General features: G+C 72.1%; 19 protein-coding genes. 10 read left to right on the top strand and 9 right to left on the bottom strand.

Annotated elements, in window-relative coordinates; genetic code table 11:
- Positions 1–104: 104 nt before the first annotated feature.
- Positions 105–1,160: a lactonase family protein gene (locus IE311_RS11365; RefSeq protein WP_189831496.1), complete on the top strand. Its 1,056-nt coding sequence runs from the start codon at positions 105–107 to the stop codon at positions 1,158–1,160.
- Positions 1,161–1,302: 142 nt separating this feature from the next.
- Here IE311_RS11365 and IE311_RS11370 read toward each other — a convergent pair whose 3' ends face one another.
- Both IE311_RS11370 and IE311_RS11375 read right to left on the bottom strand, forming a co-directional pair.
- Entirely contained in the window at positions 1,303–2,226 is a 924-nt protein-coding gene (locus IE311_RS11370; RefSeq protein WP_189831497.1) for a sirohydrochlorin chelatase, read from the bottom strand.
- Between the two features lie 140 nt (positions 2,227–2,366).
- Positions 2,367–3,338, bottom strand: a complete 972-nt coding sequence (locus IE311_RS11375; protein WP_229901862.1) for an N-acetylglucosamine kinase — start codon at positions 3,336–3,338, stop codon at positions 2,367–2,369.
- A 242-nt stretch (positions 3,339–3,580) separates the two neighbouring features.
- On the opposite strand from IE311_RS11375, the gene IE311_RS11380 reads away from it, so the two are divergent.
- Positions 3,581–4,258, top strand: coding sequence for a uracil-DNA glycosylase (locus IE311_RS11380; RefSeq protein WP_189831499.1), 678 nt, complete (start codon positions 3,581–3,583; stop codon positions 4,256–4,258).
- An 84-nt stretch (positions 4,259–4,342) separates the two neighbouring features.
- On the opposite strand, the gene IE311_RS11385 is transcribed toward IE311_RS11380, so the two are convergent.
- Positions 4,343–5,425 (bottom strand): WD40/YVTN/BNR-like repeat-containing protein, encoded by a 1,083-nt coding sequence (locus IE311_RS11385; RefSeq protein WP_189831500.1) that lies wholly within the window; start codon positions 5,423–5,425, stop codon positions 4,343–4,345.
- Between the two features lie 344 nt (positions 5,426–5,769).
- Positions 5,770–6,855 carry an NADH:flavin oxidoreductase/NADH oxidase gene (locus tag IE311_RS11390; protein WP_189831501.1) on the bottom strand — a complete coding sequence of 362 codons (1,086 nt, stop codon included), beginning with the start codon at positions 6,853–6,855 and terminating at the stop codon, positions 5,770–5,772.
- A gap of 124 nt (positions 6,856–6,979) precedes the next feature.
- Between IE311_RS11390 and IE311_RS11395 the strand changes: the two genes are divergently transcribed.
- Complete coding sequence (locus IE311_RS11395) at positions 6,980–7,345, top strand: ArsR/SmtB family transcription factor (RefSeq protein ID WP_189831502.1); 366 nt, start codon at positions 6,980–6,982, stop codon at positions 7,343–7,345.
- Positions 7,346–7,479: 134 nt separating this feature from the next.
- Here the strand turns inward: IE311_RS11395 and IE311_RS11400 are convergent, their stop codons facing one another.
- Positions 7,480–8,130 (bottom strand): DUF305 domain-containing protein, encoded by a 651-nt coding sequence (locus IE311_RS11400; RefSeq protein ID WP_189831503.1) that lies wholly within the window; start codon positions 8,128–8,130, stop codon positions 7,480–7,482.
- 272 nt (positions 8,131–8,402) lie between these two features.
- Here IE311_RS11400 and IE311_RS11405 point away from each other — a divergent pair, with 272 nt between their 5' ends.
- A complete protein-coding gene (locus IE311_RS11405; RefSeq protein WP_189831578.1) occupies positions 8,403–9,842 on the top strand; it encodes an LVIVD repeat-containing protein in 1,440 nt (479 codons plus the stop codon).
- Here IE311_RS11405 and IE311_RS11410 read toward each other — a convergent pair.
- The 4 genes from IE311_RS11410 to IE311_RS11425 form a co-directional block, all read right to left on the bottom strand.
- Positions 9,821–10,510 carry a TetR/AcrR family transcriptional regulator gene (locus IE311_RS11410; protein ID WP_189831504.1) on the bottom strand — a complete coding sequence of 230 codons (690 nt, stop codon included), beginning with the start codon at positions 10,508–10,510 and terminating at the stop codon, positions 9,821–9,823. The genes IE311_RS11405 and IE311_RS11410 overlap by 22 nt on opposite strands.
- 129 nt (positions 10,511–10,639) lie before the next feature.
- Positions 10,640–11,323 carry a phosphatase PAP2 family protein gene (locus tag IE311_RS11415; protein ID WP_189831505.1) on the bottom strand — a complete coding sequence of 228 codons (684 nt, stop codon included), beginning with the start codon at positions 11,321–11,323 and terminating at the stop codon, positions 10,640–10,642.
- 117 nt (positions 11,324–11,440) lie between these two features.
- Positions 11,441–12,376: a M56 family metallopeptidase gene (locus tag IE311_RS11420; protein WP_189831506.1), complete on the bottom strand. Its 936-nt coding sequence runs from the start codon at positions 12,374–12,376 to the stop codon at positions 11,441–11,443.
- 168 nt (positions 12,377–12,544) lie between these two features.
- Positions 12,545–13,108, bottom strand: a complete 564-nt coding sequence (locus IE311_RS11425) for a DUF5134 domain-containing protein (protein ID WP_189831507.1) — start codon at positions 13,106–13,108, stop codon at positions 12,545–12,547.
- Positions 13,109–13,279: 171 nt separating this feature from the next.
- Between IE311_RS11425 and IE311_RS11430 the strand changes: the two genes are divergently transcribed.
- From IE311_RS11430 to IE311_RS11455, 6 genes are all read left to right on the top strand, one after another.
- On the top strand, positions 13,280–13,831 hold the full coding sequence (locus tag IE311_RS11430; RefSeq protein WP_189831508.1) for a GNAT family N-acetyltransferase: 552 nt from the start codon (positions 13,280–13,282) through the stop codon (positions 13,829–13,831).
- A 156-nt stretch (positions 13,832–13,987) separates the two neighbouring features.
- A complete protein-coding gene (locus tag IE311_RS11435) occupies positions 13,988–15,394 on the top strand; it encodes a DUF6421 family protein (RefSeq protein WP_189831509.1) in 1,407 nt (468 codons plus the stop codon).
- Positions 15,395–15,429: 35 nt separating this feature from the next.
- The gene (locus IE311_RS11440) at positions 15,430–16,191 is read left to right on the top strand and encodes an SDR family oxidoreductase (protein WP_189831510.1); all 762 of its coding nucleotides are present in this window, start codon (positions 15,430–15,432) and stop codon (positions 16,189–16,191) included.
- A complete protein-coding gene (locus tag IE311_RS11445) occupies positions 16,188–17,267 on the top strand; it encodes a threonine aldolase family protein (protein WP_189831579.1) in 1,080 nt (359 codons plus the stop codon). Before IE311_RS11440 ends, IE311_RS11445 begins: the two co-directional genes overlap by 4 nt.
- A 99-nt stretch (positions 17,268–17,366) precedes the next feature.
- Positions 17,367–17,966, top strand: a complete 600-nt coding sequence (locus IE311_RS11450; RefSeq protein WP_189831580.1) for a transglutaminase-like domain-containing protein — start codon at positions 17,367–17,369, stop codon at positions 17,964–17,966.
- A gap of 26 nt (positions 17,967–17,992) precedes the next feature.
- The gene (locus tag IE311_RS11455; protein WP_189831511.1) at positions 17,993–18,685 is read left to right on the top strand and encodes a B3/B4 domain-containing protein; all 693 of its coding nucleotides are present in this window, start codon (positions 17,993–17,995) and stop codon (positions 18,683–18,685) included.
- Positions 18,686–18,699: the final 14 nt, after the last annotated feature.

An 18,699-nucleotide genomic window follows, 5' to 3' on the forward strand; every position in this document is an offset into this window, starting at 1 on the left:
ACGTCCACCCGCCGCCACTCACCCCTTTGGTCTAGACCGCCTGCTACCGTCGGCCGGACGCAGGCCGGTCGACCGTGACCGGCCCCGGGGACAGGGGAGGCGTCGTGGGCGACACAGGGACGGTTCAGGGGCGGAGCGCGGCACGCGCGTACATCGGCTCCTTCACCTCGGCGGGCGGGCGCGGTGTCCTCGCCGCCGAGCTGGACGAGGAGACGGGAGCGCTGACCGTCACCGGCGCCAGTGACGCCGTCGCCGACCCCTCCTTCCTCGCCGTCGCGGGATCCGTGCTCCACGCCGTGTCCGAGACCGACGCGGGGGCGGTGGCCGCGTTCGACGTCGCCGGGCCCGTCCCCCGGCCGCTCGGCGAGCCCGTTCCCGTCGACGGATCGGGCCCCACCCACCTCGCCCTCGCCGCCGGGCACCTGCTCACCGCCAACTACACCTCCGGCAGCGTCACGGCCCTGCCCCTCGCGGAGGACGGCACCGCCCGCCCCGCGACTTCCGTCCTGCGGCACGAGGGCAGCGGTCCCGTCACCGGGCGACAGGCCGGCCCCCACGCCCACCAGGTGCTCCCCGACCCGAGCGGCCGGTGGGTCGTCAGCGTGGACCTCGGGACCGACTCCGTACGCGTCTGCGCGCTCGATCCGGAGACCGGCGCGCTCGCTCCGCACGCGGAGACGGCCCTGCGTCCCGGCACCGGGCCGCGTCATCTCGCCTTCCACCCGGCCGGCACGCACGCGTACGTCCTGAACGAGCTGGAGCCGACCCTCACCGTCTGCCGCTGGGACGCCGAGGCCGGCCTGCTCGAAGCCCTCGGCGAGACGTCCGTCGTCCCCGAGGCAGCCGTCGCCCCCAGCTACCCCTCCGAAGTCGTCGTCGCCCCCGACGGGCGCTTCCTCTGGGTCGCCGTCCGCGGTGACGACACCCTCGCCGTGCTCGCACTCGATCCCGAAGGATCCAAGGCCTCCCTCGTCGCCACCGTGCCCTGCGGCGGCACCTGGCCCCGCGACCTGACCCTCGCCCCGTCCGGACGCCACCTGTACGCGGCCAACGAGCGCTCCGGCGACGTCACCTGGTTCACGCTCGACCCGGAGACCGGGATCCCCGCGCGCGAGGGCTCCGTCGAGGCCCCTGCCGCCTCCTGCGTCGTCTTCGGCTGAGGTCTGTCCGGTCGGCGCACGTCGGAAGCGCGACGGCGCCGGACCGGGCCGACCGGACCGGGCATGTGACGCGCCCGTACGCCGAAGGGCCCGCACCGGAGATCGGTGCGGGCCCTTCGGCGTACGGGCGGGGTGGCGGACCTCAGAACGAGGGCGCGCCCTGCGGCTGCTGCGGCGGAATGCCCAGGGCGGCCGTGTACTGCGAGAGCACCAGCTTGCCGATCGCCGGGTAGGCACCCAGCGGCTCGGCGGCGGCGCAGCCGGCCTCCTTCGTGGCCTCTTCGAGCAGGCCCTCGGCCAGCTCCGGGCCGATCAGGTACGGGGCGAGGGCCAGCTGCTCCGAACCGGCGGCGCGCAGCTGCTCGGCGACGGAGGTCATCGAGCCCTCCTGGTCGAGCGCGGCGGCCATCACCGGCACGGCGAGGCGCGCGGCGAGCAGCATGCCGGTGATCCCGGCGGCCTGCACGGCCTCCTCGCCGCCGACCGTGGCCAGGATGATGCCGTCGGCCGCCGTCGCGACCGTGAACAGCCGGGCGCGGTCGGCGCGGGCCAGACCCGCCTCCGAGAGGCGGACGTGCAGCGCCTCGGCGAGCAGCGGGTGCGGGCCGAGGACATCGGTCAGCTCGGCGGTGTTGCCGGCGTCCATGACGACCTGGCGCACATGGCGCGTCTGGGCGCTGTCCGGGCCCGCGAGCAGCGGCACGACGACCGCGGCGGGACCGGCGGGGGCGCTGACCTCGCGGCCGGCGGCCACGGCCAGCTCGTAACGCTCGGTGCGCATCGCGGAGGCCGCGGAGAGCGCGGTCGCGAGCGACGGGAACTCGGTGTCGTCGCCCTCCAGGAATCCGATCAGGGCCTCGAGGCCGGGCAGCTCGGAACGGGCGATGCTCACGACCTCTTCGGCCAGCGAGCGTATGGCGGCGGAAGGCACGCCGGGCACAGCGAGAACCAGTGCGGGAGCGCCCTCGGGCGCCGCCGCGGGTTCGGGGCGACGGTGCCGCCCGGACTGACGGGGTCGAGGCATTCGTACAGGCAGGCCGGAAGCAGGCCCAGTGGGGGAGCTCATGGCGCCGCATGCTACTGGTTTCGCCCGGTGCGCCGTCGGTTGAGGTGCACTCACGCGCCTTCTGCCCCCCTATGTCCCCCTTGGATGTGCCCCCTGCGGCCGTCATGGCCCCACGCACCGCCTCCTACCTGGGCCGATGCCTATGCCGTGGGCACCTCGTCCCCGAACAGGCGGAGCAGGGAGACGTCCTCCGGCAGCCGCAGAGTGCCGGTGGCGAGCGCCGCCGCGAGGGTGACGGCCCCGGCGAGCGGATCCCCCGCGGGGGCCACCGTCCGGGCCCTCGGGATCCGCTCCCCGAGTGCGGCACGCAGCGGTACGAGCAGGGGGTCGCCCATCTTGAACAGGCCCCCGGTCAGCGCCACCAGCGCCCCGGGCGCGGCCGGACACACCGCCTCGGCGGCCTCGGCGACATGATCGGCGGCCCGCACCAGGATGTCCGCGGCCACCGGGTCCTCGGCGGCACACCGCCCCACTTCGGGGGCGAAGGAGGCCAGCACCGCCGGCCGGTCCGTACGGGGATAGAGGGCGCCCGGCAGGCCCGCCGCCGGACCGAAGAGCTTCTCGGCCCGGGCCAGGAGCGCCGCCGAACCGCCGCGCCGCCCGTCGTACGCGCGCATCGCCGCCTCGAGGCCCGCCCTGCCGATCCAGGCGCCGCTGCCGCAGTCGCCGAGGAGGTGACCCCAGCCGTCGGCACGGCGCCAGGACGTCAGGTCGGTGCCGAGCGCGATCATCCCCGTACCACCGGCGACGACGGCCCCGGGGCGCTGCCCGAGCGCCCCGGCGTACGCGGTGACCGCGTCGGCCGCGAGAGCGAGCCGCCGCACCCCCCAGGCCTCGGCGAAGGCGCCCGGCAGTTCGGCTCTCAGCTCGTCCCCGAGCGTCGCCATCCCGGCGGCGCCCACGGCCACGGCGACGAGCGGTCGTCCGCCGTGAGGCTCCGTCAGGGCGTGGACGGCCGGCAGGACCTGGTCGAGGAAGTGCCGGGCGGAGATCCCGCCCGGGCCGGTCCGCACCGGTTCCCGCGAGGTGCGGGTGTCGAGAACCGTCCCGGTCTCCGCCTCGGCGAGCGCGATCCGGAGGCCCGAACCACCGGAGTCGACGCCGACGACCAGGCCGTCGACGACCTGGCCGCCGGCGGATTCGGCGGCGCTGGAGGCGGTGGATTCGGCGGAGGCGGTGGGGCCGGAGGGGGCGGAGGCGTCGGAGGCGTCGGAGGGGTCGTTCACGGAGACCACGGTGCACCGTCCTCGCAGGGGGTGGGGCGGGGGAGTGGGCGAAGTGGGCGGAGTCTAGGGGGTGGCTCCGGCAGCCGCCCGGGCCGGGGTGTCACTGTAGGCCGGTAGAGTGACGGACTGTGACAGCGCGACCGTTGAACGAACTGGTGGAGCCCGGCTGGGCGGAGGCCCTGAGCCCCGTGGCGGGGCGGGTGGCCGAGATGGGCGACTTCCTGCGTGCGGAGATCGCCGCGGGCCGGACGTATCTGCCCGCCGGACAGAACGTGCTGCGCGCGTTCCAGCAGCCCTTCGACGAGGTGCGGGTCCTGATCGTCGGTCAGGATCCCTACCCGACACCGGGGATGGCGATCGGGCTGAGCTTCGCGGTCGCGCCCGAGGTCCGGTCGCTGCCGGGGAGCCTGGAGAACATCTTCAGGGAGCTGCACACCGATCTCGGGATGCCGCGTCCCTCGAACGGCGACCTGACCCCCTGGACCCGCCAGGGTGTCCTCCTCCTCAACAGGGCGCTGACCACCGCCCCGCGCAAGCCGGCCGCGCACCGGGGCAAGGGCTGGGAAGAGGTGACCGAGCAGGCCATCCGCGCGCTGGCGGCCCGGGGCAAGCCCCTGGTGTCGATCCTGTGGGGCCGTGACGCCCGCAACGCCCGCCCGCTCCTCGGTGACCTGCCGGCGATCGAGTCCGCTCACCCGTCCCCGATGTCGGCGGACCGCGGCTTCTTCGGCTCGCGCCCCTTCAGCCGTGCGAACGAACTGCTCCTGAACCAGGGCGCCCAGCCCGTGGACTGGCGTCTGCCCTGACCGCCGGCCCCCTCCGTGGAGGAGGGGACGACGGGTGACCGGCCCGGGCGACCGCGTATCGATCGTGCGGTGGCTGTGCTCGGCTCAGAGCACGGCCGCCCGCACGCACAGCACGTCCGGCAGGTGCTCGGCGAGGAGCCGCCAGCTGTCGCCGTCGTCCGCGCTCGCGTACACCTCGCCGTTGCGGTTGCCGAAGTACACACCCGCCGGGTCGGCGTCGTCCGTACACAGGGCGTCCCGGAGCACCGTGCCGTAGTGGTCGCCCTCGGGCAGGCCCCGGGTCAGCGGCTCCCAGCTGGCTCCGGCATCGGTCGTGCGGTAGACCCGGCACCGGCGGCCCGCGGGGACCCGGTCGGAATCCGCGGTGATGGGGAAGACATAGGCGGTGTCCGGGCGGTGGGGGTGCGCGGCGACCGCGAAGCCGAAGTCGGAGGGCAGCCCGGAACCGATGTCGGTCCAGCTGGCGCCCGCGTCGTCGCTGCGGAAGACCCCCCAGTGGTTCTGGAGGTAGAGCCGGTCCAGGTTGCCCGCGTCCTGCGCGATCTTGTGGACGCACTGCCCGAACTCGGGGTGGGGGTCGGGCAGGAAGACGGCGGACACGCCCTGGTTGGAGGGCGCCCAGGCGGCCCCGCCGTCCCGTGAGCGGAACACCCCGGCCGTCGACACCGCGACCGTGAGGGCCTCGGGGGCACGGGGATCGGTCACCACCGTGTGCACGGCCTCGCCGCCCCCGCCCGGCACCCACTGGGAGCGGGTCGGGTGCTCCCACAGGGGGCGGACGAGCTCGAAGGACTCCCCGCCGTCCGCCGACCGGAAGAGCGCGGCCGGTTCCGTCCCCGCGTACACGACGCCGGGGGAGTGTTCCGGAGCCGGGTGCAGCTGCCAGACACGCTCGAGCGAGGCTCCGGTGTCCTCGGGGAACTTGACCGCCGGCCGGGCCGGTTCGGTCCAGCTCTTGCCGAGGTCGTCGGAGTGGAAGACGGAGGGGCCCCAGTGGGTGCTGTCCCCGCCCACGAGCAGGCGCGGGGTCGGCCCCCGTGTGTCGATGGCGACCGAGTAGACCGCCTGCGCGGGGAAGGCCGGATCGTCGAACTCCCATCGGCCGTCGTGCCTGCGGCCGATGAAGAGCCCCTTGCGGGTACCTACGGTGAGAAGTACGTCGGGCATGGCTACCGCCTCCAGGACGCCGTTGTCGCGGATACGGGCCAGTCTGCACCCGGCCACTGACAACAGCCCCCGGACACGGCGTCCGGCACCGCCCGGCCGGAGCCGGTGGTGCCGGAAGAGGGGCCCGCGGTGCCGGAATCGGGCTTCGCGCTCCCGGAGGGCCCGTGCGGTGCCGAAGGGGCGACGGGGCGCGACCATGGCGCTTCACAGCCGCGGCCCCGTCGCAGCCGGGCCTCCTCACAGCCGGGCCCGGTCACGACGGCGCCCGGTCACGACGGCGCCCGGTCACGAGGGCGCCGCGTCACGACGGCGCCCGGCATCGACGGCGCCCGGTCGCGGGTCGCTCAGATCGCCCAGGCGTACTGCGGCGGGGCGGCGTGCGTCTCGGCGCCCAGGTCGCGGGCGGCGCGGCGGGCCCAGGAGGCGTCCCGCAGCAGCTCGCGGCCGAGGAGTACCGCGTCGGCCTCGCCGTTGGCGACGATCTTCTCGGCCTGCTCGCTCTCGGTGATCAGACCGACGGCGGCCACCGGCAGTCCGGTCTCCGCCTTGACGCGGGCGGCGAAGGGCACCTGGTAGCCGGGCCCCACCGGGATCTCGGCCGGTCCGCCGTTGCCGCCGCTGGAGACGTCGAGGAGGTCGACGCCGTGCTCGCGGAGCAGCGCGGCGAACCGCACGGTCTCGTCGGCCGTCCAGCCCTGCTCCTCGAGCCAGTCGGTGGCCGAGATGCGGAAGAAGACGGGGAGTTCCTCGGGCCACACGGCCCGCACGGCGTCGACGATCTCCAGGGCGAGGCGGGTCCGGTTCTCGAAGGAACCGCCGTACGCGTCGGTCCGGTGGTTGCTGTGCGGGGAGAGGAACTCGCCGATGAGGTAGCCGTGGGCGCCGTGCACCTCGACGACCTGGAAGCCGGCGTCGAGGGCGCGGCGGGCCGCGGCCTCGAACTGCCCGGTGATCTCCCGGATCTTCTCGACGGTCAGCTCGGTCGGCACCGGGTAGCCGTCGGCGAACTCGACGGGGCTCGGCGCGACGGGCTGCCAGCCGGTTCCGCCCTCGGGGACGGGCCCGCGGCCCTCCCAGGGGCGCTTGGTCGAGGCCTTGCGTCCCGCGTGCCCGATCTGGATGCCGGGCACGGTGCCGTGGTCCTTGAGGAAGGCGGCGATCCGCCCCAGGGCCTCGGTCTGGGTGTCGTTCCAGAGGCCGAGGTCCGCCGGGCTGATCCGGCCCTCGGGGGAGACCGCCGTGGCCTCCACCAGGATCAGCCCGGTGCCGCCGGTGGCCCGGGAGGCGTAGTGGGCGAAGTGCCAGTCCGTGGCCACGCCCGCGTTCGGTCCGGTCTCGTCCGCCGAGTACTGGCACATGGGCGCCATCCAGACCCGGTTGGGCACGGTCAGCGACCGCAGGGTGTAGGGCTGGAACAGGGCTGCGCTCATGACGGACTCCGTTTCGGGATGCCTCGATGGACGGTAGTACGATAACCATCGTAGTACGGCACCTGTCAAACTACGAGGGTTCTCGTACAATGATCGGTATCCCGGATGAAGTGGAGCCGCCGTCATGACGACCGCCACCAGCCCTCGCGCTCTCGAACACCCCACGCGCGACCAGATCCGTCTGGAGGCCGTGCTGCACGCGCTCTCGGACCCGGTGCGTCTGCTGATCGTGCGGGACATGGCGCGTGAGCGCGCCGAGTTGAGCTGCTCGTACTTCGACCTCCCGGTGACCAAGTCCACGACGACGCACCACTTCCGGGTGCTGCGCGAGGGGGGAGTCATCCGGCAGACGTACCGCGGTACGGCCAAGCTCAACGCCCTGCGCGAGGACGACCTCGAAGCCCTCTTCCCCGGCCTCCTCGGCGCCGTCCTCGCGGCGGCCGGCGCCCAGGCCGCCCGCGAGGGCGAGCCCGGCGCGCAGCTCTCCTGAGGGGGCCGCGTCGAAGGTCGCGCCGCCCATGAGGCCGAGGGCGGCGCCCGCGTACCCGTGAGGCCGAGGGCGGCGCCGGGTGCCCGCGGGGCCGGGTCGACGCGAATCGGCCCGGGCGGACGCGGCGCCCCGGCCTAGAGTGACCGCATTCTGCCGATCTCCGCGGTCTGCTGGGCGATCACGTCGTTCGCCATCTCCTCCACCAGGACGTTGTTGCCGTTGCCGAGCACCTCGGCGGCCATCGTCACCGCCCCTTCGTGGTGTGTGATCATCAGCCTCAGGAACAGCTCGTCGAAGGCCTTGCCCTTCGCGTTCCTCAGCTCCTTCAGCTGCGCCTCGGTCGCCATGCCCGGCATCGAGTGATGGTCGTGGCCCGCTTGTTCGCGTGGTCCACCGTTGTTTTTCAGCCAACCTTCCATCGCGCCGATCTCCGGCTGCTGCGCTGCCGCGATGCGCTCCGCCACCTTCTTCACCTTGGAGGAGCCCGCCCGCTCCGGGGCCAGTGCCGTCATGGTCAGGGCCTGTCGGTGGTGCACGATCATCATCTGCGCGTAGGTGAAGTCCGCGCTGTTGGGGCTCTCGTCCGGGAGCAGCCGGGCGGCCTCCTCGGGGGATATCCGCCTGGCCGGTTCACCGGGCTTTCCCGGTGCGACCACCGTGGTCCCGGTCGAGGCCCCGGCCTCCGGCGCGCCCTTGTCGGGCCCCGACTCGCAGGCGGCCAGGGCGAGTACGGCGAGGGCGGACAGGGCCACGGTGACGACGGCACGCTGACGGCGGATCAACAACGCGACCTCCAGTTGTTCTTGCGGGGACTGTGACCGTTCCTAGCACTTTTCTCGGGGCGACCGATCAAAAACCTTCATTACGTCTGTGTTGCCATCTGTTGAGATGTGCACGGCAAGGAAGATACTGCCGGGGTCCAACACCCGTTCAAGGCTGAACGGATACCAGGGAGGACGGAGTGACTTCGTTGCGTACCCCGCGTACCACGACCACCACGCGCGACCCGCGTGCCCGGCTCAGACGCCTGGGCGTGGCATCCGCCGCGGCAGGGCTGATGGCCACCCTGCTCGTGGCAGGCCCGGCGACCGCCACACCCGACCCCGGAGACGCGCTCGTCCAGGGCAAGGTCTCCTCGGAGCAGGCGGCCGACGCGCGCTCCGCCATCCAGAGCGGTGAGATACCCGGCGTGGACGAGATCGTCCACAGCTCGAACATCCAGCACCTCGCGAACATCCCCAAGGACGCGCTCCAGGGCCTCAACACGGACCTCGCGTTCCAGGGCAAGTACGCCTTCGCGGGCAACTACGACGGCTTCCGGATCTTCGACATCAGCAACCCGAAGGCCCCGAAGACCGTCTCCCAGGTCCTCTGCCCCGGTTCCCAGAACGACATCTCCGTCTCCGGGAACCTGCTGTTCCTCTCGACGGACTCCTCCCGGAGCGACAACTCCTGCGCCAGCACCACGCAGCCCGCCTCGGTCAAGGAATCCTGGGAGGGCATGAAGATCTTCGACATCAGCGACGTCCGCAACCCGAAGTACGTCGCCGCCGTCGAGACCGCGTGCGGCTCGCACACCCACACGCTGGTTCCCAAGAAGCGGGACGTGTACGTCTACGTCTCCTCCTACTCTCCCAACGCCGCGTTCCCGGACTGCCAGCCGCCGCACGACGGCATCTCGGTCATCAAGGTGCCCCGCAAGGCGCCCGAGAAGGCCGCGATCGTCTCCTTCCCCGTCCTCTTCCCCGGCGAGGGCCCGGACGGCGGCGGCAACCCGGGCGGTCCCACCAACCCGGGCGTCTCCAAGACCACGGGCTGCCACGACATCACCGTGCTGCCGGAGAAGGACATCGCGGCCGGCGCCTGCATGGGTGACGGCATCCTCTTCGACATCGAGGACCCGGAGCACCCGCGGGTGATCGACCAGGTCCAGGACAACGTCAACTTCGCGTTCTGGCACTCCGCCACCTTCAACCAGAAGGCCAACAAGATCGTCTTCACCGACGAGCTCGGTGGCGGCGGCGGTGCCACCTGCAACGCCGTGGTGGGCCCGAACCGCGGTGCCAACGGCATCTACGACATCGTCGGCAAGGGCAAGCGCAGCAAGCTGGTGTTCCGCAGCTACTACAAGATCCCGCGCCACCAGGCCGACACCGAGAACTGCGTCGCCCACAACGGCTCGCTGATCCCGGTCAAGGGCAAGGACCTCATGGTCCAGGCGTGGTACCAGGGCGGTGTCTCCGTCTGGGACTTCACCGACTCCCGCAAGCCCAAGGAGATCGCCTACTTCGAGCGCGGTCCGCTGTCCGCCACCACCATCGCGACCGGCGGCTCGTGGTCCGCGTACTACTACAACGGCTACATCTACTCGAACGACATCGCCAAGGGCTTCGACGTCCTGAAGCTCTCCGACCGTCGTACCGACCCCGCGAAGCGGATCCGGATGGACGAGCTCAACGTCCAGACGCAGCCGGACTACTTCGACTTCGACGACTGAACCGAATGATCCGAGTGACCGGACGCGCGACGGCCTGCTGACGGCCTGAGCGACGGCGTGCCGTCGGGCGGACCCCCGTCCGGCGGCACGCCCGCCTCCCAGTCGAGGCCGTACCGGTGGAACAGCTCCGACCGCAGCCGCGCCAACGGCATCTGGGCGCCCGGGAGCAGGACCGCCACCACCGCGCCCATCAACAGGGCGCGCAGCAGCGGATAGTCGGTGTCCACGTCCTCGGATCCGTACCGCGTGACGGTGTCCCGCAGCAGGAACGCGAGGCGCTGCTGCTCGGGGCACTGCACGAACCCCTCGGCCTGCAGGATGCCCGCCATATGGGTCCGCATCAGCGTGGGCCGCTCCGCCGCGAGCCCCAGGATCGCGTCGATCGCGCGGGCCATCCGCTCATGGCCGTCGTCCGTGCGCGGTGCGCGCTCCAGCGCCTCTTCCAGCGTGAGGTGCATCAGACGGTGCACCGCCGACTGGAGGAGCTGCCGCTTGCCGGGGAAGTAGTACGAGATCAGCCCGCGCGCCGACCCGGCCCGCTCCGCGATGTCGCCGAGTGTCGTCGCCTCGTAACCACGTGTGTCGACCAGTTCCACCGTGGCCTGCAGAATGCGCTCCCGGGACTTGCGCCGGAGCTCTTCATTGACCGATGGGCTACGCGGGGACATGCTGGACTCCTGCGTTGACTGGCTGCCGGCCAATATACTCGGCGCATCCCGTCGGCATGCCTTCGTGGCAGGTCGCCGGGGATGCCGTCTGTTCTGGGCGACACGGGGGATCGTCCAGAACAGGCGGCTTCATCCTGCTTCTCCCATTCTGCTCCCGCTGTCCCCGGTCTCCCCGGGCTCGGCGCTGGGGCCACGGCGCCCGCCGCGGCGGTACGTCAGGACTGCCGTCGCCACGCAGCACCAGCCGAGCAGCCAGCCCCCGAGCACGTCCGAGGGCCAGTGGACGCCCAGATAGATGCGCGTCCAGCCCACCCCGAGGACCGAGACGAGCGCGACGGTCGCGAGGGTGCCCCAGCCGCGCCACTCGGGCCGCCAGCGCATCGCGAGCACCCACAGCAGCAGTCCGCAGGTCACCGTGGCCGTCATCGCGTGCCCGGACGGGAAGGCGGCGAACCGCGCGGAGTCGACCGGATCCTCCCACTGCGGACGCTCCCGCCCGACCAGCGACTTGATGCCCTGCTGGAGCGCCACGGCGATCAGGCTCGTCCCCGCCACCCACAGCGCCAGGCGCCGCTCCCGTCCCCACCACAGCAGCACCACGGCGGCCGCGGCCAGTGCGCGCATGGTCCAGGGGTCCCAGATCCAGTCGCTGAGGACCCGGTGGACCTGGGTGAGTCCCGGCTCGGCGAGGGCGTCGCGGTGGAGTGCCTCGACGACCCAGCGGTCGAAGGAGAGCAGAGGGGCCCATCCCGTGGCGACGAGCACCAGCAGCAGGACGAACAGGACGCCGGAGACCACCGCGGAGGAACGCATACGCCGATCCTGCCCGACGAACGGCCCCGGGCGATCTTCCGCGTCGCTCGAGCGGCCCGCGCGCGTCGCCGCGCGCCCCGTCGCACCCGACCGGAGCGGAGCGTCTGCCGGCACCCGCTAGCCCAGCGCGCTGAGCGCCGGGGCGAAGGCCACGAGCACCGGGACCACCGGCACCAGGGACGCGGCTGCCGTGAGCCGGAGACGGCGGCCGGCGGTCAGGCGCGGGGCCGCGGTCAGCAGTCGGTTCACCCGTCGCGGAAGATCCCCGTAAGGGTCCGGGCCGGGCCCGAACACCCCCCGGTCCTCGTTCAGTTCGACGAGTGCGAGCGCGATCGTCAGCCGCCCGAACCGGCGCGAGGCCACGTCGTCGGCCGCCAGCTCCACCAGCCGGTGCATCTCCTCGCGGAAGGCCGCGAAGACCGGGATCCCCGGGAACCCGGAGGCCAGCGCCGCCGAACAGTGCAGCAACCAGTCGTGCCGGGCGCGCGCGTGCCCCTGCTCGTGGGCGAGGACGGCGTCGAGCTGGCGCCCCTTCAGCCTCCGGAGCGCCGCCGTGGTGATCACCAGTTGGGGTGTGGTTCCCGCGAGCCACCAGGCGTCGGCCCGTTCGCCCTCCAGGACGACGAGACGCTCGCCGCCCGGCTCCTCCCCGGGCAACAGGGGCGCGCGGACGAGCAGATCGCAGCGGCGCTGCCTGCGCCGGGCGCGGGCCTGGCCGAACTCCCGTCCGAGCATGGCCCCGGACCAGACGCCGCCGGCGGCGAGAACGACGGCGAGCACCGCGGACCAGGGTCCGGTCGTGCCCAGCTCGTACGCGTCGACCACCGCGCGCGGCGCGGGTGCGAAGACCTGTCCCCGCACGGCCTGCCAGGCGGTCGACGCGCTGAACGTCATGGAGAGGGCGAAGCTCAACAGGACGGCGGCGACCGCGCACTGCCAGACCCAGAGGGCGACCACGGGTTCTCGCTCCACCCAGTCGGCCCGCGACAGCAGCCGGGGGGCCGCGAGGGCGGTCAGGACGCCGAGCAGGAACAGCGCGAGGGAGACCCACATGGGCGCAACACTATGAGGGGGATACGGGTCGGGGGTACGGCCTCGGACGGCAAGTGACGTACGCCACGGTTTCGTTGCCGCACAAGGAGCCCGAAGCGGTCACCGGCGACCGGCGACCGGCGACCGGCGACCGGCGACCGGCGACCGGCGACCGTGCGGTCCCGGTCCTCACATCGTCACCAGCATGGCGAGCATGGCGAGCGCCATCGACAGCCGGCAGACGAGTGTCAGTTCCGGCCGGGTCGCCCAGGCCGGCCCCGGGGCGCCCGCGGTCGCCGCTCTCGCGACCGGGACGAGTCTGGTGCCCGCGTGGAGCACGTACCCCATGTAGTAGAGGAGAAGTCCACCCGTGAGCACGGGGATGCCGGCCGCCGCGCCCGCCGTGTGCCCCGTGTGCGCCCCCGCGGTGGGCGCCGCCATCGCCACCGCCATGTAGACCATGGCGAGCGAGCCGACCAGATGGTGCAGATGGTGCCCGCCGTGCCGGACCGCGAGCAGGCCGTGCAGCGTCGCGAGGCCGAACACCGCCGCGTACACCGTCCAGCTCCAGCCCGGCGGGCTGAGCACGGCCGCGGGCAGCGCCATGGTCGCCATCCCGAACCCCATCACCGCCTCGCCGCCCGCCGCCCGTCGCTCCTCGCCGGCGCAGGCCCGCATCCGCAGCAGGCAGTACCCGCCCGTCGCCACGCACAGCGCGACCATCAGCCACCCGGACAGGGCGGGTCCGTGCACGGCACACCTCCCCCTCGACGCCGTCCCCTCCCCGGAGGATGCCCGCCGCCGGTCGGGCACACGCGGGCGCACGGGCGCGCACAGGCGTACGAAGGGGAGTGAAGGTGCGCGCGTTAGGCTCGGGCGGATCGCGTACGGCGATCGTCAGCGCCCGAGGGGAGCCCCGTTCACATGGACACCGCCACGTCGCACGAGACCGGCCGGATCAGCTACCGCGAGGCGGTCCTGGACGACGTCCCGGCCCTCGTCCCGCTCGTCGAGTCGGCCTACCGGGGCGACGCCAGCCGGGGCGGCTGGACGACGGAGGCGGACATCCTGCAGGGGCAGCGCACCGACCCCGAGGGTGTGGCCGCCGTGATCACCGCGCCCGGCAGCCGGCTCCTGGTCGTGGAGCGGGAGGGCGAGCTCGTCGCCTGCTGCCAGCTGGAGCACCGCGGCGAGGCCGCCTACTTCGGCATGTTCGCGGTCCGTCCCGAGCTTCAGGGCGCGGGCCTCGGCAAGCAGATCATCGCGGAGGCCGAGCGCCGGGTGCGCGAGCTGTGGGACGTGCGGGAGATGCACATGACGGTCATCTCCGTGCGGGAGGAGCTCATCGCCTGGTACGAGCGCCGCGGGTACCGGCGCACGGGGCGGACGACCCCCTTCCCGTACGGCGACGAGCGTTTCGGTCTGCCTCAGCGTGACGATCTGGAGTTCGAGCTCCTGATTAAGCCACTGGACTGAGCCTTACGGCGGAAGGTCTGCTTCCCCCCTGTCTCACGGGAAAAACTTCTGCGATCAGGGGGGTCTCACAGGAGAATTTCTCTTGCCCCTCTTGTGGTGGACAAGCATTGCTGGTTACGGTGTCTTGACGCGAGGTTCTCCTGTGAAGGAAGAGGCATGACGGAAATTCTTGTGCACGACGTGACCGGTGGGGGGATATCCACCGCCGCCCGGGTGATCGACCACCCCGCCTGGACCGAGCTCAAGAGTGCCGTGGAGGAGATCCGCGTCTGGCAGAGCGCCGACGGCTCCATCGACTTCGAGCGCGAGCACGCCCCCGTGCGCGCCCTGGTCGAGCTGACCCTCGACCGTGTCGTCGCCGCGGTCGAGCAGCTCTCCCCGCTCGTCCCGCACGACGGCGCGTACCACCGCGCCCTCGTCTCCGACCTGCGCAAGTGGGCCGAGAGCGGCTTCGTCGTCCCGGACTTCCTGGACTCGCTGCTCGCCTTCCAGCCGGCCGCCGACCGCGTGGACGGGCTCCAGCACCTCGTGCTGTTCCCGATGTACACGCAGAACGGCAACCCCGACCGCAACTTCGAAGCCGTCGTGCTCCGCATGGTGTGGCCGGAGTGGCTCTCCGAGCTGGAGGCCACCCGCTACGACAACCCGCTCTTCTGCGGCATCACCTTCGAGGACTTCACCGCCGGGTACGACACCAACTCGGCCGTCCTCTTCCCGGAGACCATCGCCGTCCGCGAGGCTCCCGAGCGCTTCACCTGGGGCGGCATCTTCTGCGACCGCGAGGCCGCGCGCTTCCGCAAGGTCACCGAGGCCGCCGTGGACACCCTCGGCATCCAGCTGCCCGAGGACATCGCCGCCATGGTCGGCGACCAGAAGCGCTGCGAGCAGGCCTTCGTGCTCTGGGACATGGTCCACGACCGCACCCACAGCCACGGCGACCTGCCCTTCGACCCCTTCATGATCAAGCAGCGCCAGCCCTTCTGGATGTACGGCCTGGAGGAGCTCCGCTGCGACCTCACCGCCTTCAAGGAGGCCGTGAAGCTGGAGGCCGAGGGCAACACGCACGGCCGTGACGTGCAGTACGCGGTCCTCTTCGACCGGATGTTCCGCTTCCCGCTCTCCGGCGACCGCACCCGCAACTACGACGGTCTCGGCGGCCAGCTCCTCTTCGCGTACCTTCACAAGCACGACGTGGTGCGCTGGACGGACAACACCCTGAAGATCGACTGGCAGCGGGCCCCCGAGGTCACGAACCAGCTCTGCGCCGAGATCGAGACGCTCTACCGCGACGGCATCGACCGTCCCAAGCTCGTCCACTGGTTCAAGGCGTACGAGCTGGTCTCCACCTACCTCGCCCCGCACCCGGGATCGAAGTGGGCCAAGGGCCCCGACGCCCTCGACCTCTCCCTCCCGCCCCGCAAGCTCGTCGACGACGTGCTTCCGGACGAGTTTCCGCTCAGCATGTTCTTTGAGGCCCTCGCGAAGAAGCTGAAGGGCGTGATCGCCGAAACCAAGGGGATCACCGCCGCCGACGTCTCACGGACCGACCGGGCCGCCGCGTGAGCTCTCGTACCGAGGACACGAAGGAGGCGTCGCCCATGAACGCCAACGGAAACGGTGGGCCGCTCGACGGCGCCGTCATCGCGGTCGCCGGAGCGGCCGGCCCGGCCGGCCGCGCGACGCTGCTGCGTCTCGCCGAGGCCGGTGCGACCGTCGTCGGCTCCGACGCCGACCCGGCGCGTCTCGCGGACGCCGTGGACGCCGCCCGCTACGCGCACGGCGGTGCCAAGGTCGTCGGTGACACCGTCGACCTGCTCGACCTGGACGCCACGCGCGACTGGGCCGCGAAGACCGAGAAGGAGTTCGGCCGGATCGACGGCCTGGTCCACCTCGTCGGCGGCTGGCGCGGCAGCGGCTCCTTCACGGAGACCGACCTCGCGGACTGGGACTTCCTGGAGAAGCTCCTCATCCGTACGGTCCAGAACACCTCGCTGGCCTTCCACGACGGACTGCTGCGGGCCGGTGGCCGCGGCCGCTACGCCCTGATCAGCCAGGTCGGCGCGCACAAGCCGCTGGCCAACAACGCCGCGTACAACGCCGGCAAGGCGGCTGCCGAGGCCTGGACCCTCGCCATGGCGGACTCGTTCCGCAAGCTGGGGGGTGACGACGGCCCGCAGGCGGCGGCTGCGATCCTGGTGATCAAGGCATTGGTGCACGACGCCATGCGCGCCGAACGCCCCAACGCGAAGTTCGCGGGCTTCACCGACGTGAAGGACCTGGCCGACGAGATCGCCGGGCTCTGGGACAAGCCCGCCCAGGAAGTGAATGGACAGCGTCTGTGGCTGACCCCCAAGCCGTGACCGCGGCCCTCGGCCCCAGGACCGACGCACGTCGTCACCACGACCCGTCGGTCCGGGGCTTCGCCAGCGACAACTACGCCGGCGCCCACCCCGAGGTCCTCGCGGCCCTCGCCCTCGCCAACGACGGCCACCAGGTCGCCTACGGCGAGGACCAGTACACCGAGCACCTCCAGCGGATCATGCACAGCCACTTCGGCCCCATGGCCGAGGCGTTCCCGGTCTTCAACGGGACCGGGGCGAACGTGACGGCGCTCCAGGCGCTCACCGACCGCTGGGGCGCCGTGATCTGCGCCGAGTCCGCGCACATCAACGTGGACGAGGGCGGAGCGCCGGAGCGGATGGGCGGCCTCAAGCTGCTCACCGTGCCGACCCCGGACGGCAAGCTCACCCCCGAGCTGATCGACCGGCAGGCCTGGGGCTGGGAGGACGAGCACCGGGCGATGCCGCAGGTCGTCTCGATCACCCAGAACACGGAGCTGGGCACCGTCTACACGGTGGACGAGATCCGCGCGATCGTCGAGCACTCCCATGCCAAGGGCATGAAGGTGCACCTCGACGGCGCCCGGATAGCCAACGCCGCCGCCTCGCTTGACGTGCCGATGCGCGCGTTCACCAACGCGGTGGGCGTCGACGTGATCTCGTACGGCGGCACGAAGAACGGCATGCTCTTCGGCGAGGCCGTCGTCGTCCTCAACCCCGACGCGGTCAGCCACATGAAGCACCTGCGCAAGCTGTCCATGCAGCTCGCGTCGAAGATGCGCTTCGTGTCGGTGCAGCTGGAGGCCCTCCTCGCGAAGGACCTGTGGCTGCGCAACGCCCGCCACGCCAACGCGATGGCCCAGCGCCTCGCGGCCGGGGTGCGCGAGGTCGACGGTGTGGAGATCCTCTACCCGGTGCAGGCCAACGCGGTCTTCGCCCGGCTGCCGCACGACGTCACCAGGCGCCTCCAGGAGCGCTTCCGCTTCTACTTCTGGGACGAGAGCGCCGGCGACGTGCGCTGGATGTGCGCCTTCGACACCACGGAGGACGATGTGGACGCCTTCCTCCAGGCACTGAAGGAAGAGCTGGCCCGCTAGTTCGGCGCCGACCCCGCGCTACTGAATAGGTATGCGGCCGGATGGAAAGTCATTGACTTCCGTCCGGCTGTTTCCGTACGCTCCACCCGCATGGAGCGCATGGAACTCGTCCAGCAGAACCCCGACATCGCGGCCTATCTGGCCGCGAGCGAAGCCGTCGACCATGAACACCCGGTCGTCCGGGCCCTCGTGCAGCGCCTCGCCGACGCCCACCCCGACGCATACGCATACGCCGAGGCGGCCTTCGTGTACGTACGGGACGCCGTCCCGCACTCCATGGACGCGGGCGATCACCGCGTCACCTGGCGCGCCTCGGACGTCCTGGAGCAGTGCACCGGCATCTGTTACGCCAAGTCCGTCGCGTACGCCGCTCTCCTCCGGGCCCGCGGCATCCCGGCCGCCCTGTGCTACCAGCGGCTCGCCGACGACGACGGTTCGAACCCGGTGATCCACGGTCTCGTCGCCGTCCTGCTGCCCGGTGAACGGGTCTGGGCCCGCCAGGACGTGCGGGGCAACAAGCCCGGGGTTGACGCGCGGTTCTCCCTGGGGGAGGAGCGGCTGGCCTGGACCGTACGGCCAGAGTTCAATGAAGTGGATTATCCGGTGCTCTACACTGAACCGCATCCGGCCGTTCTGGACGCGCTCCGCGCCGCGCCCGACCGGCCGTCCCTCTGGCGGACGCTCCCCACGGAGCTCTGACCCCGGACACCACCGAACGGCGGATCATGACTCCCACGCTCACCGTCTCCGACGAGGTGCGCACCCTCGTACCCGGCTTCACCGCACTGGTCGTCGAGGCCCATGGACTGGTCAACGGTCCGAGCGACGAAGCGAGTTCGGCCCTCCTCGACGAGGCCGCGCGGCGGCTCGCCGAGCGCCTCGACGGCCGGACGCCGGACCGGGATCCGCACATCGCCGCCTGGCGCGCCGCGTACACCGCCTTCGGCGCCAAGCCCTCCCGTACCCGCAACTCCGCGGAGGCGCTGGCCAAGCGGGCGCTCGCCGACGGCGGGCTGCCCCGGATCAACCGGCTCGTCGATGCCTACAACGCGGTGAGCGTCGCCCACCTGATTCCGGTCGGCGGCGAGGACCTGGGCAGGATCCGGGGCGCCATGCGCCTGGTCAGGGCCGTCGGCGACGAGCCCTTCGTCACCGTGGCCGACGGCGTGGAGACGGTGGAGCACCCCGAGTCCGGGGAGATCGTCTGGTGCGACGAGGAGGGAGTCACCTGCCGCCGCTGGAACTGGCGCCAGGGACCCCGCACCCGCATCGACGACGACACCGTCGACGCGCTCTTCCTGCTGGAGTCGCTCGCTCCCATGACCCGGGAGGAGCTCCTCGCGGCGGGATCCGAGCTCGCCGAGTCGCTGCGGAAGCTCAGCCCGGGAGCCCGGATCACCGTCCGGGATCCGGAGTAACGGTTCTTCGTTCG

The organism is Streptomyces zaomyceticus (assembly GCF_014656215.1).
Taxonomy (GTDB): domain Bacteria; phylum Actinomycetota; class Actinomycetes; order Streptomycetales; family Streptomycetaceae; genus Streptomyces; species Streptomyces zaomyceticus.

Excerpts from the sequence above, each read along its gene's own strand:
- IE311_RS11370 (WP_189831497.1), bottom strand. The coding sequence starts at position 2,226 with ATGAGCTCCCCCACTGGGCCTGCTTCCGGCCTGCCTGTACGAATGCCT.
- IE311_RS11385 (WP_189831500.1), bottom strand. The coding sequence starts at position 5,425 with ATGCCCGACGTACTTCTCACCGTAGGTACCCGCAAGGGGCTCTTCATC.
- IE311_RS11390 (WP_189831501.1), bottom strand. The coding sequence starts at position 6,855 with ATGAGCGCAGCCCTGTTCCAGCCCTACACCCTGCGGTCGCTGACCGTG.
- IE311_RS11395 (WP_189831502.1), top strand. The coding sequence starts at position 6,980 with ATGACGACCGCCACCAGCCCTCGCGCTCTCGAACACCCCACGCGCGAC.
- IE311_RS11405 (WP_189831578.1), top strand. The coding sequence starts at position 8,403 with ATGGCCACCCTGCTCGTGGCAGGCCCGGCGACCGCCACACCCGACCCC.
- IE311_RS11410 (WP_189831504.1), bottom strand. The coding sequence starts at position 10,510 with ATGTCCCCGCGTAGCCCATCGGTCAATGAAGAGCTCCGGCGCAAGTCC.
- IE311_RS11415 (WP_189831505.1), bottom strand. The coding sequence starts at position 11,323 with ATGCGTTCCTCCGCGGTGGTCTCCGGCGTCCTGTTCGTCCTGCTGCTG.
- IE311_RS11420 (WP_189831506.1), bottom strand. The coding sequence starts at position 12,376 with ATGTGGGTCTCCCTCGCGCTGTTCCTGCTCGGCGTCCTGACCGCCCTC.
- IE311_RS11430 (WP_189831508.1), top strand. The coding sequence starts at position 13,280 with ATGGACACCGCCACGTCGCACGAGACCGGCCGGATCAGCTACCGCGAG.
- IE311_RS11435 (WP_189831509.1), top strand. The coding sequence starts at position 13,988 with ATGACGGAAATTCTTGTGCACGACGTGACCGGTGGGGGGATATCCACC.
- IE311_RS11440 (WP_189831510.1), top strand. The coding sequence starts at position 15,430 with ATGAACGCCAACGGAAACGGTGGGCCGCTCGACGGCGCCGTCATCGCG.
- IE311_RS11450 (WP_189831580.1), top strand. The coding sequence starts at position 17,367 with ATGGAACTCGTCCAGCAGAACCCCGACATCGCGGCCTATCTGGCCGCG.
- IE311_RS11455 (WP_189831511.1), top strand. The coding sequence starts at position 17,993 with ATGACTCCCACGCTCACCGTCTCCGACGAGGTGCGCACCCTCGTACCC.